This window comes from Pseudomonas sp. CG7 (genome assembly GCF_023701885.1).
GTDB classification, from domain to species: Bacteria; Pseudomonadota; Gammaproteobacteria; order Pseudomonadales; family Pseudomonadaceae; genus Aquipseudomonas; species Aquipseudomonas zanjanensis.
On record NZ_JABAEE010000036.1, the window covers coordinates 18,764 to 31,702 of the forward strand.

The following is a 12,939-nucleotide window of genomic DNA, read 5'->3' on the forward strand; positions in this document are numbered from 1 at the left end:
GGGGCACTCAGAACGAATAGCTGTACCCCACGCCGGCCGAGCGTCCTCGGCCCGGCATGCCGGTCAGCACCTGATCGGTGGAATACGAACCATACAAGTCATAGCGCGCATCGAGCAGGTTATCGCCCCACAGGTAGACTTCCGAACCACCACTTTCCAGGCCCAGGTGCAGGTCCAGCTTGGCGTAGCCCTTGAGGTCGTAGTGATTCTGCGGGTCGGCCGGGCGATTTTTCTGCACGCGATAGTTGAGCAACGTATTCAGGCGCGGCGCCGGCAAGCCCAGGAACGCGCCCAGCTCTTTCTGCCAGGCGACGCTGAAGTTTCCGCTCCACAGCGGCACATCCGGCACGCGACTTCCCGCCGCGACATCGCCGCCAGACACCCCCGGCGCATCGGAGGTCACCACCGCGTTGGTGTAGCTGATGGCGCTGCCCACTGTCAGCTCATCCGTGACATGCCAGGTGCTCGACAGCTCGGCGCCCTTGCTGCGGGTGTCGGCATTCACGGCGCTGACCGCCAGGGTGTTGAAGTCATACCCCAACAGGTGATCGTCCTGCACGCGGGTCAGGAACAACGCCCCCTCGAGACTCAAGGCTCCCTCGGCGCTTTCGTGCGTGAAGCCGTCTTCGACAGCGTTCACCTTGGCGGCCTTGTAGGGTTCGCTGTCCTTGACCGAGGTGGCGTAATCGTTGAAACCGGCGGATTTATAGCCTCGCGACAGTACCGCGTACAGGTTCGTCTGCGGCGTCAGTGTGTAGCTCAGCGCCACGCGCCCGGTGCTGTAGCTGTCCTGCAACCGACGGTTGTCGTCAACGGTATTGCCGCCGCTGGAATAGTCGCCCCCATAGGTCTTGCGGTCCCAGGTGTGGCGCAGGCCGGTGGTGAGTTTCCAGTCTTCGGCAATCGGGTACGTCACCTCGCCGTAGGCGGCATAACTGTTGGTGCTGAAATCGCGCCTCTGTTGTGCGCCGTTGGTGAAGTTGTCGGAATCGAAACTGCGCTCGGAGCGTGACAGGTTCACCCCGGTCACCCAGAACACATCGGCATCGGCCAGCGACCCCAAGCGCAGGTCCTGGCTCCACACGCGCTCTTTGGCAGAATCCTCGATCAGGTATTCGAACGGTGAGCCGTACAGCGCCTCGGTGATGTTGCGGTCGTAACCTTTGACCGCATTGAGATCGGTGCTGGTGTAGGCGCTGATCGAGGTGATCCGCGACTGCGCCAGGTCATGGTTGAGTTCGAAGGAATAACGCTCGTTGGTCTTCTGGTTGCCATCGAACGTGCCGGGCGTGTAGTCCAGGCTGGGACGGTTGCCAAAGGGGCGCAGCATCTCCAGGCCGGCATAGTGTTCGGCGCGCTGGCGCTCGGCGGTCAGCAGGCCGGTCGTGCCTTGGTCGTTGTCCCACAGCAGGCTGCCGCGCAGGGCCAGGTCGCGTGGCTGGGTCAACGGATCGCCATCCTGCTGGTCGTCGACCCAGTTGTCGAAGCCACTGCGGCGCACGGCAACGCGCCCCGCCAGGGACTCGGTCAATGGCCCGCCCACGGCGCCTTCGGTCATGAACTTGCCCTGGCTGCCGACTTCGCCGCGCACATAACCTTCCCGTTCGCGGGTCGGCTTGCGCGTGGTGACGTTGATCGCGCCCGCCTCGCTGTTCCGTCCCAACAACGTGCCCTGAGGGCCCTTGAGCACTTCCACCTGCTCCACGTCGAGGGTGGCCATCGCCGCGTTGCGCACCGACATCGGCACCCCGTCCACATTCAGCACCACCGAGCCATCGTCCATGCTCATCTGGTTCAGCGAACCGACACCGCGGATGCGCACATTGGCGTCGTTAGCGCCGCCCCAGGAATTCACATCCACCCCCGGTGTGGTGCGCAAGGCGTCTTCCAGGGTGCGCAAGCGCCGGGTTTCGAGGGTTTGCCCGTCGATCACGGTAAGCCCGAAGGGAATGTCCTTGGCACTTTCTTCGTTCAACCGAGCGCTGACCATCAACGGAGCCAGCTCGATCACCTCCGTGCTGGCGACAGGTTGATAATCAGCGGCATAGGCCGCGCACATCTGGCTGGACAAGGCCAGTGCCAGGGTTTGGGTCAAGACATTCTCCCGCCAGCCGAGGGGACGGCGCAGCGGTTTGATCGACAGCGGTGCTGACATGGAACAACTCCAGGCAAAAGGGATGGTTCGAATTCATTGCGCAGGCCCCCAGCGCTTGAGCGCTGCGGTGATCGCCTGGTCAGAGGGCGCGCCCAACAGGTGCTGGATCGCGGCGGGCCATCCCTGGCCATTTCGGATGCTTGCGGTCATTGCCGCCAGTTGTTCGGCGCTTTGTCCGGCCACCCAGTCCAGGCTGGCCAGCGGTGCATACGTCGCGACCCAGCCCTGTTCCCGGGCAGTGGCCAAGGTGCCGACGGGCTCGCCGTCATTGCTCAAGGCGCGGGTCAGATCATCGGCCATCAACTTCACCAAGGCCGAGCGGGCCTCAACGCCGTCGACGTCACCAACACACAGCAAGCCGATCGCGCCCGCCACACCCTGGCTCAGCCAGAGGTAACCCGGGGCCTGGCGCAGGTCGCTGGCATCGCTCAGCATTCGCCGCGCGAGCAGTTCGGCGATATGGGCACGGCGCGTCCAGCGCCCGACACCTGCCTGCGCCACATCCCAATCCGGCGTCTGGCTGAGCACCAGATGGGCCTGGCTCAGATGACTGGCCCCCATGCCGGTCGGCCATTGGCTCAGGGCCTCGACGGTTGGGCCACTGCCCAGGCGGCGAGCCACACAGGCGGACATGACCTCCAGGTCTTCGCGCACCTCACGGGCGGCTTGCTGCCGGCCGGCATCGGCGAGCCCGTGCACACCGTCGAGGTCTTGTGTCGCGGCCGTGTGATAGGCGAAGTCCAGTGGTCCCGCGCTTTGGCCATTGAACGCCTGGCCATCCACCTCGATCAGCCATTGCCACGACCCCGCCGGTGCCACCGCGTCCACGGCGACGGCCGCTCCCACCGGCAAACTTGGCACCTGCGGCGGCAAGCCGGCTTCGGCACGGTGGGCCGGCGCGCGCAGCAGGCGCTCGCTGTCCAGGCCCAGGCGTGGCATCACGCGGCGCGCTTGCAGCCACACCCCTCGCGGCCCCAGCCAGTGTGCGTCACCTTCGACCGGCCAGCCGGCGGCGTCCAGCGTCCAGTTCAGTTGCACGCTGCAGCCACTCGCCGCGCACTCCGCCAAAGGCACACGCAAATGCCCCGCCGCCTGTTCATAAATGACCGGTCGGCCCATGACGCTCACCGCCGTGACGTGCTACCCCGGCGGCAACTCTGCGTCCAGGTGCTCCTTGGCGGCGATTACGGTTCCCAGCGTCCACTCGCCGTCAACACGTCGCGCAACACTGTCGATGCGCAAGTGCAAGCGCCCGTCCGCCACCTGCCATGCGCCCGCCCCGGTCAGCCATCGCTGTTCCCATTCGGCGTGCTCGGCCCGTTCCTCGGCCACCGACCGATAGTCGCCCTGCTCCACCAGATGCCGATGCAACAGCGTGCCGCTGCCCAGCAAACCCACGGCCCCCAACACCAGCAACACACCGGGCAAGCCCTGCAGGCTGCGGCGCACATCCCTCAGACGGCGTCGCTCCGGCCCACGGGGCAAGGCCAACGCCGCCACCGCGACCATCATCAGGCAGCCGGCCAGTTTCCAGCTGGTCAACGTGGCGAGATAAGGCAGCCAGGGCGCCCAGCCCGTCAGTTGCGACAAGGCCACGTGGGCCGGTATCGCCATGGCATAGGCGGGATAGCTGACCAGCCCCAATTCATGGTTGAGCACCAGGAAAAACGTCAACAGCATGGACGTCGCATACGCCAGGCCGGAACGACGGATCAAGGCATGCACCAGCACCGTGAGCATCGCCAGTTCCAGCAACGGCGGCGCGAACACCAGTGTCTGATAGATCAGCACAAAGCCCGGTGCCCAGTTGTCGGGGGCGACCAGCGCGCTGATCACCAGGCTGGCAACCCCCGGCACTAGCGCCAAGGCCAGCGTCGCCACCAGCACGCAGGCCACCCGTCCCAACAAACGCAGCCACGCCGGCGCCGGGGTGGCCTGTAGCATTGCGCCCAGGCCTTCCACGTCATCGCGCCGGCAGACCAGCCCCACCAGCGCCGCGACAATGAAGGCGATCACCAGGAACGACGCGCTCGATAACAACGGCAAGATCAGGTCCGGTCGCGGCACCATCGGCCCGCGCGCCTGCCACCCGAGATGAACAAACCCGCTGAGTATGCCCATGGCCAGCAACAAGCCGAGGGCAACCCAGCCGATGCGCCGGGCAAACAACTGCCGCACCTGCCAGCGACCCTCGCACCACACCGCCCGCGGCCAGCGGCTGGCGGGTAACGGGCCAGGCAAGCGCACGTGGCTCGCCAACAGCATCGGCGGCTCGGCCAACACGGCGCCGCCGCGGTGGCCCATCAAGCCCTGGCGGCTGGTGCGGGCCAGGACGACGGCCAGCAGCAGCAACGGCAACCCACACCACAGCGCGCGGTTAAGCCAGAACCCCGGGGTCAACGCCAACAGCGATTGGGATTTCTGCGCGGCGTTCCAGGTTTCCACTTGGGCCTGGGCAAAGGTGAACAGTGACGGATCGAGGCTGGCCGCCAACAGCGGGTTGATGTGCCCGCCCTTGAGCACCACCACGGCGAACATCCACAACAGCATCAGCACCGTCGCCAAGGCAAACGGTGCGGCCAGGCCTCGGCTGCGCAAGGCCAGCAAGTAATACAACGCGCCAATCCCGGTGCTCACTGGCAACAGCAAGGCGACCCAGGCAAACCCCAGCGCCGACCACATGGGTGCGCCGATGCTCGCCGCCGGCACCCAGCCGAGCCAGCCCAGCACCGGGCTGACGAGAAAGCCGACGATCAATGAACTGGCGAGCAAGCCACCCACCAACGCCGCGCCGATAAAACGTCCCCACAGCAGCGCCGGCAGGGACAACGGCAAGGCCAACAGCACTTCTTCCAATTGCGCCTTGCGGTCCCTCAGGGCCGGCTGGGCGAACACCCAGGCCCAGGCAAAAAACAGGAAGAACATACAGCCGCACGACATCAGGTAAATCAGGCTCGGCGCATTGCGGGCGATATCGCTAGCGCCCCTCTTCTGCACATAGTCGGCATTGGTCAGGGCCATCAGCAGGTAGCCGGTCAGGCCAAGGAACACCAGCAACGGAATGCCGCTGCGCAACCCGGCGCGCACTTCCACCCAGGCCTCGCGCATCAGCAGAGCAAAGGTATTCATGCGTCGAGCGCCTCACCCGCCTGGGCCAGGGCCAGGTAATAGATGTCTTCCAGGCGCGGCGCGTGGGGCACGAAACGTGGATCGGCAGGACGCTCGCCATGGACGATGACGCGGCTGCCCTGGGGGCTGGCGGCCACATGCAAGGCAGCGGGCAGCGACTCGCCACGGTCGAAGGACGCTTCCCACAACCGGCCCTGCTCGGCCGCCAGCAACTGTGCCGGGCTCCCTTCCACAATGATCTGCCCAGCGGCCAGCACGGCCAGCCGACTGCAGAGGTTTTCGACATCTTCGACAATGTGGGTCGAAAGCAACACGATGGACTCGGCGGCGACATCGGCCAACACCCGATGGAAACGGTTGCGCTCCGCCGGGTCGAGGCCCGCCGTGGGCTCATCGACGATCAGCAAGCGTGGCGAACCCACCAACGCCATGGCGATGCCGAACCGGCGCAGCATGCCGCCCGAATAGGTGGCGAGCGCTCGATGGGCGGCCTGCTGGAGGTTGACCTTGTCCAGCAGGCCCTCGATTTCCTCGCGGCGCTGGCGATTGTCGGTACGCCCTTTGAGCCAGGCAAAACGATCGAGCAAGTCCCGTGCGCTCACGCCCGGATACGCACCCAATTGCTGCGGCAGATAACCCAGGCGGCGGCGCAAATGATCGGAATCGGCCAACACATCCGTCCCGTCCAGGTGAATGCTGCCGGCGTCGGGTTGCTGCAGTGTCGCCAGGGTCCGCATCAAGCTGCTTTTGCCCGCTCCATTGGGCCCCAGCAAGCCATACATCCCGGGGCCGACACTCAGGTCCACGCCACGCAGCGCCTCGCCGCCGTTGGGGTAGCGCTTGCGCAGGCCGCGCACTTGTCAACCCGAATCGACAGACATCCGTAACTCCAATCAGAGGGACACAGGCCCGGCAAGGGGCGGCGAGCGACGGTAGTCAAGGCCATGGGGCGGGCTCTACCCGATTCAAGTCATTTTCCAACCGCATCCTGCGGGCGATTGGCGCTGTGCGTAGCCACCACGGCACTGCAACCGGTGAGCGAGACGCGGATACGGGGCAAAAACGATTCGATCCGGGTAGTTGGCAAAATGAGAATGACTAGCATCTTCCCCCAAGCAACTGCCTGCCCCCAGCGCCTGGGCCAACCCCGGTCCGGGCCCTAGCAATGAGAAGACGTTGAGCCATGGCCACTCCCAGCACCTCAACCGCAACACTGCTGCGCCAATCCCTGTCCCAGGCCCTCGACCTGCCCGCCGACCAGATTCCCCTGGAAGCGAACCTGATCGAATGGGGGCTGGATTCCGTCACCCTGATTCGCCTCGCCGGCCAATGGCGCCGCCATGGCCTGGCCGCGCGTTTTGCCGACCTGATCGCCGACCCGCGCCTGTCAGCCTGGCTGGCCATGCTTGAGGTGGCCCCCCAAGTCCCGGCGGCGGTCACCGCGCCGGCGGACGACGGCCAGCCTTTCGAACTGGCGCCGATGCAACACGCCTATTGGATCGGACGCGCCCCCGGCCAGCAGCTGGGCGGTGTCGCCGCGCACTTCTACAACGAATTCGATGGCCGCGACGTCGACCCGATCCGCTTGGAAGCCGCCGTACGGGCGTTGCTGGCGCGCCACCCGATGTTGCGCGCGCAGTTTCTCGACGACGGTCGCCAGCGGATCCTCGCCCGCAGCCCCTGGCCGGGATTGAAGATGCATGACCTGCGCCAGGCCAGCGCCGAGCAACAGCAACAACGGCTGTCGGCGTTGCGCACTGAGTTATCCCACCGCCAACTGGCCGTTGAACAAGGGCAGGTGCTGGACATCCAGTTGTCGTTGCTGCCCGACGGGACGCGCCTGCACTTGAACCTCGACATGCTCGCCGCCGATGCCCTGAGCCTGCGCACCCTGCTCGGCGACCTGGTGCAGTTGTATCGCCAACAGCCCCTGGCCGCGCTGGACTACAGCTTTGCCCGTTACCTGGCCGACCTGCGCCGTGAACACGCCAGCCCCGAGCAACGTGCGCTTCATCAACAGGCCCGTGACTATTGGTTGCAGCGCCTGGACCGGTTGCCCGGCGCCCCGCGCTTGCCCATCAAGCCCCAGGGCGACGATCGCCAGGTGCGACGCCGTCACCACTGGCTACCGCCGTCCCAGCGCCAGGGCTTCGAGCGCCACGCCCGGGAGCACGGCCTGACGCCGGCGATGGCCTTGGCGGCGGTGTTCTGCGAAGCCCTTGGCGCCTGGTGCGAGACGCCCGAGCTGCTGCTCAATTTGCCGCTGTTCAACCGCACGCCACTGCATGCCGATGTGGAGCGCCTGGTTGGCGATTTCACCTCATCGATCCTGCTGGCATGGGACGGTCACGTCAGCGGCACGTTCGCCGCCCGTGCCACGGCCCTGCAACGGCGCTTCCACAGCGATGCCGCACACAGCGCGTTTTCCGGCCTGGAGGTGTTGCGCGAACTGTCCCGGCAACGGGGTGAGCAAGTGTTGGCGCCGGTGGTGTACACCAGCGCCCTGGGGTTGGGGGAACTGTTCGCCGAGGGCGTGCAAGCGTGTTTCGGCCAACCGGCCTGGATCATTTCCCAAGGCCCGCAAGTGTGGCTCGACGCCCAGGTCACCGAGCTGGATGGCGGTGTCCTGGTCAATCTCGACGCCCGTGAAGGGTTGTTCGCCGACGGTGTACTGGATGGGTTGTTCGAGGCGTATACCGGGCTGTTGCAGCGCCTGTGTTTTGAAGCTTCGGCCTGGGACCTGTCGCCTCCGGCGCTGATCCCTGCCAGCCAGCTTGACGTCCGCAATGGCGTCCAGGGCCAGGCCGCGCCGCTGCCGGTACAACGCTTGCACGAAGCCTTTTTTGCCCAGGCGCGCTTGACACCCACCCTGCCCGCGTTGCTGCACGGCGATCATCCCGTCATCACCTATGGCGAACTCGCCGAACGTGCTCTACACGTGGCGGCCTACCTGGAAGGCCAAGGCGTGCGACGCGGTGACGTGGTGGCGTTGCAACTGCCCAAGGGATCCGAGCAGGTGATCGCGGTGCTGGGCATCCTGGCGTGCAGCGCCACGTACCTGCCCATCAGCGTCGATCAACCGGCGGCGCGGTGCCGGAAAATCTGTGATTCGTCGGGCGCGCGCTTATTGCTCACGCAACTGCCCGCCGCCAGCACGGCGCTGGACGCCCCCCGGCCCGGAGCGATCAGCGACCTGGCGTACATCCTCTATACCTCCGGTTCCACAGGTGAACCCAAAGGCGTGGAAATCAGCCATCAGGCCGCTGCCAACACGCTGGAAGACCTGCAACGGCGCTTGCAACTGAACAGCGACGATCGAATCCTCGCGCTGTCGGCCCTGGAGTTCGACTTATCGGTATTCGACCTGTTTGCCGCGCTGTCGACTGGGGCGGCGGTGATCGGTATCGAGCCCGAGGCCCAGCGTGATGCCAGACGCTGGCGTGAACTGGCCCTGCGGCATCGCGCCAGCGTGCTCACCTGCGTGCCAGCGTTGCTCGACATGCTGCTCGGTTGCGCCCCCGCCGGTGCCAGCCTGCCCCTGCGCGCGGTATTGCTTGGCGGCGACAAAGTCGCTCCGGACCTGGCGCCACGGTTGTGGACCCAAGCCCCCGGCTGCCGTTTCATGGCCTTGGGCGGCGCCACCGAAACCGCCATTCACTCGACCCTGTTCGAAGTGCTGCCCGGCCAACCCTTACTCTGGCACTGCCTGCCCTATGGCACCCCGCTGGACAATGTCCGCTTGCGCATTGTCGACCCACACGGCCACGACTGCCCCGACTGGGTGGCCGGCGAACTGTGGATCGGTGGCGCTGGTGTTGCCGAGGGTTATCGCGGCGACCCGGTGCGCACAGCTGAACGTTTCGTCGACTATCAAGGCTTGCGTTGGTACCGCACCGGCGACAGTGCCCGGTATCACCCCGATGGTAACGTCGAATTCCTCGGGCGCACCGATTTCCAACTCAAACTGCATGGCTACCGCATCGAAGCCGGGGAAGTCGAAACCGCCTTGCTGGCCTGGCCCGGCGTCGAGCAGGCGGTGGCGCTGCTGGCCGGCCAGCAGTTGGCTGCAGTGGTACGCCTGACGAACGCCCCCGCGATGCCCACGCGCCTGGACCCACAGGGGCTGGCCGAACATCTGGCCGAGCGCCTGCCGAGCTACATGATTCCCAGCACTATCCTGGGCTGCGCGCAGTTGCCCTTGACCGGCAACGGCAAGGTGGATCGCAAGGTACTGAACGACTGGCTGGCGGCCAACAGCGCCCCGGTGCAGGCCAACCTGTCCGCTCCCTGCGGCGACATCGAAACCCTGGTGGCCCATGCCTGGCAGCAGTTACTGGGCTGCGCCGAGGTCTGCCGAGAACACAATTTCTTCGCCCAGGGCGGCGACTCCCTGAGCGCTACCCGCCTGGTGCGTTTGCTTGCAGAGCAAGGGCTGGGAGGCGCGCGGATCGCCCAGGTATTCGCCAAACCGGTGCTGGCGCATTTTTGTGCCGATTTGCATCGACAGGCCCAGGCCGAACCACGGCACACGATTGTGCCCGACCTGCCGCAACGCCATGCGCCCTTCCCCATGACCGAGGTGCAACAGGCCTATTGGCTGGGCCGCGACCCGAGCCTGGTACTGGGCGGCGTCAGCTGCCACTTCTATCGCGAGTACGACGTCGAGGACCTCGACCTGCCGCGCCTGCAGGCCGCGCTGGAGCGCTTGATCGAGCGCCACGAAATGCTCCGCGCCGTATTCGATCAATGCGGCCAGGCGCGCATCCTGCCCCTGCAACAGCTGCCGTCCTTTGAAATCGGCCAGGGCTACACCCACCTCGACGACTTGCGCGAACACTGCGCCCATCGCGTGTTCGATCCGGGCCAGTGGCCGCTGTTCGATGTGCAGGCCGTGACTCATGGCCGCTGCACACGGCTGGCCATCAGCCTGGACAACCTGATCCTCGATGCCCTGAGCATCCTGCGCTTCTACGCAGAACTCGATGCCATTTACCGTGACCCTGGGTTGACGCTGGTGCCGCTGGAACTGTCGTTCCGCGACTATCAACTGCAATCCGCCGTGGACGCGGACGAGCTGCAAGCCGCGCAACACTTCTGGCAAGAACGTCTGCCCGAGTTGCCGCCGCACCCGCAACTGCCGCTGGCGGTTGACCCCGCCAGCCTGGGTCAACCGCGCTTCGAACGCCTGCAAGGGCAAATCGACGCCCAAGCCTGGCGGGCGATCCTGGCCAAGGCCCAACAACAGGGCCTCACCGCCTCGGCCGTACTGCTCTGCGCGTTTGCCGAAACCCTCGGCCGCTGGAGTGCACGCCCCGACCTCAGCCTCAACCTCACGCTGTTCGATCGTCGGGCGCTGCATCCCCAGATCGATCAGGTCATGGGGGATTTCACCTCCCTGACGCTGCTCGGTTATGTTCCGCTGCCCGGCGAACGCTGGGTCGACCGCGCCCGGCGCACCCAGCGCACCCTGGGCGAGGCACTGGAGCATCGTTGCCTTGGCTCGGTCAGCCTGTTGCGCCAGCTGGCCCGGGGCAATGGCGAGCAACAGGTGAGCATGCCCGTGGTGTTCACCAGTGCGCTCGGGGTCCCGGATGGCACGGCCGCGCCGGTGGACGGGCCGTTTGCCCGGCAAGTCTTTGGCCTGACCCAAACCCCGCAGGTCTGGCTCGACCATCAGGTGGTGGAAGCCAACGGCGGCATCGCCTTGAACTGGGACTACGTGGTCGGTCTGTTTCCTGAAGGCCTGGTCGAAGCGATGTTCGATGCCTACTTGTACAGCTTGAACTGGCTGGCCGAGCACACCTGGGACAACCCACCTCCCGACCTGCTGCCCCAAGCCCAGGCGCAGTTGCGCGCCCAGCTCAATGCCCCGGGCCCGAGCGTGCCGGGTGACCCGACCTTGCACCAGGGCTTCTTCGAACAGGCACGCCAAGCGCCCCAATGCCCGGCATTGTTGTGGGGTGAGCACGACATGCTCAGCTATGGCGAGTTGGCCGAGCAGGCGCTGCGCATTGCCCGCAGCCTGGTGGACGCCGGCGTGGTGCCGGGCGACCTGGTGGCGGTGTCCCTGGCCAAGGGGCCACGACAGATCGCCAGCGTGCTGGGCATCCTGGCCGCGGGTGCCGCGTACTTGCCGGGCGGGGTCGCCCAACCGCTGCAGCGTTGCCAGCGCATCCTGCAGCAGGCCGGCGTCACCCTGATCCTGGCCGGGCATGACCCGCAATTGCCCAGCGTCAAACACCTCGACCCGCTCCACGCGCTGGACGCTGAACCGCTCTCGGCGCCGCTCGCCGTCTCGGCCGCGGAGCTGGCCTACGTGATCTACACGTCCGGCTCCACGGGCCAGCCCAAGGGTGTGGAAATCACCCACCGCGCCGCGATGAACACCGTGGCCGAGATCAATCGCTGCTATGGAATCGACGCCAGCGACCGCACGCTGGCCTTGTCAGCGCTGGATTTCGACCTGTCGGTGTACGACCTGTTCGGCCTGCTGTCGGTGGGCGGTGCGCTGGTCTTGATCGAGGAGGACCAGCGCCGCGATGCCCGGGCCTGGCTCAACGCGTTGCAACACCATCGCGTGACTCTGTGGAACAGCGTGCCGGCCTTGCTGGACATGCTGCTGGAAGCCAATGCCCATGACCGCCAGCCACTGGGCCTGAACGTGGCGTTGCTGTCGGGCGACTGGATTGGCCTCGACCTGCCCCAGCGCCTGCGGCAACAGGCCCCTGACTGTCGTTTTATCGCCCTGGGCGGCGCCACCGAAGCGGCGATCTGGTCGAACCATTACCCGGTGGAGCAAGCGCTGCCGGGTTGGCGCTCGATCCCCTACGGTGTGCCACTGGCCAACCAGGCTTACCGAGTGGTCGACGCCCTGGGCCGCGACTGTCCGGATTGGGGCACCGGTGAGCTGTGGATTGGTGGCGCCGGCGTCGCCCGCGGCTATCGCCACGCGCCACAGTTGAATGCCGAGCGCTTTGTCGACGGCTGGTACCGCACCGGCGACCTGGGTCGCTACCACCCCGATGGCCTGCTGGAGTTTCACGGGCGCGCCGACAGCCAGGTGAAGATTGGTGGCCATCGCATCGAACTGGGCGAAATCGAGGCAGCCCTCGCTCGCCACCCCTGCGTCACCAGGGCCGTGGCGCTGGTCACCGACAACCGGCTGATGGCCGCCGTGACGGCCAGCACCGACGCAGAGGTCTTGGCACGACACCTGGAGCAGTGCTTGCCGGGGTACATGCGCCCGGAACACGTCCTGGTGCTGGAACACTTGCCCCTGAGCAGCAACGGCAAGATCGATCGCCGGGCATTGCAGGCGCGATTGGCCGACGCCGCCCAGTCGCGCCCGGTGGCGGACGAGCAACCGCTGCGCCCGGAAGAACAACTGATCGCCGAGCTCTGGCAGCAATTGCTCAACGTGCCGAGCGTGTCGCGTCACGACAACTTTTTCCGCCTCGGGGGCGACAGCCTCCTGGCCACGCGTTTTCTCGAAATGCTGCGTAGCCGTGTGGGCCTTGAACTGCCCATGGGCCAGTTGTTCGGCGCCGCCACCTTGACGGAGGTGGCGCAGATCCTTGAGCGCCAACCTGCCTCGGACACCGTTGAAGAGGGCGTCATCTGATGCCCACAACCCCTCTTTTCTCCAGGAGCTGTAC

At 66.2% G+C, this 12,939-nt stretch carries 5 protein-coding genes; 1 reads left to right on the plus strand and 4 read right to left on the minus strand.

The window, feature by feature from the left end; translation table 11 throughout:
• Positions 1 to 7: 7 nt before the first annotated feature.
• The 4 genes from HGO40_RS16105 to HGO40_RS16120 are packed head-to-tail and all read right to left on the minus strand — an operon-like array spanning position 8 to position 6,141.
• Positions 8 to 2,155 (minus strand): TonB-dependent receptor, encoded by a 2,148-nt coding sequence (locus HGO40_RS16105; protein WP_250963816.1) that lies wholly within the window; start codon positions 2,153 to 2,155, stop codon positions 8 to 10.
• Positions 2,156 to 2,188: 33 nt separating this feature from the next.
• Positions 2,189 to 3,274 (minus strand): hypothetical protein, encoded by a 1,086-nt coding sequence (locus HGO40_RS16110; RefSeq protein WP_250963817.1) that lies wholly within the window; start codon positions 3,272 to 3,274, stop codon positions 2,189 to 2,191.
• Between the two features lie 21 nt (positions 3,275 to 3,295).
• Positions 3,296 to 5,284, minus strand: coding sequence for a hypothetical protein (locus HGO40_RS16115; protein ID WP_250963818.1), 1,989 nt, complete (start codon positions 5,282 to 5,284; stop codon positions 3,296 to 3,298).
• Positions 5,281 to 6,141 (minus strand): ABC transporter ATP-binding protein, encoded by an 861-nt coding sequence (locus HGO40_RS16120; protein ID WP_250963819.1) that lies wholly within the window; start codon positions 6,139 to 6,141, stop codon positions 5,281 to 5,283. Before HGO40_RS16120 ends, HGO40_RS16115 begins: the two co-directional genes overlap by 4 nt.
• A gap of 326 nt (positions 6,142 to 6,467) precedes the next feature.
• On the opposite strand from HGO40_RS16120, the gene HGO40_RS16125 reads away from it, so the two are divergent.
• Positions 6,468 to 12,905 (plus strand): non-ribosomal peptide synthetase, encoded by a 6,438-nt coding sequence (locus HGO40_RS16125; protein ID WP_250963820.1) that lies wholly within the window; start codon positions 6,468 to 6,470, stop codon positions 12,903 to 12,905.
• Positions 12,906 to 12,939: the final 34 nt, after the last annotated feature.

What these genes read in the sequence shown, in the direction of transcription:
- HGO40_RS16105 (WP_250963816.1), bottom strand. Translation starts at nt 2,155, where the DNA reads ATGTCAGCACCGCTGTCGATCAAACCGCTGCGCCGTCCCCTCGGCTGG.
- HGO40_RS16110 (WP_250963817.1), bottom strand. Translation starts at nt 3,274, where the DNA reads ATGGGCCGACCGGTCATTTATGAACAGGCGGCGGGGCATTTGCGTGTG.
- HGO40_RS16115 (WP_250963818.1), bottom strand. Translation starts at nt 5,284, where the DNA reads ATGAATACCTTTGCTCTGCTGATGCGCGAGGCCTGGGTGGAAGTGCGC.
- HGO40_RS16125 (WP_250963820.1), top strand. Translation starts at nt 6,468, where the DNA reads ATGGCCACTCCCAGCACCTCAACCGCAACACTGCTGCGCCAATCCCTG.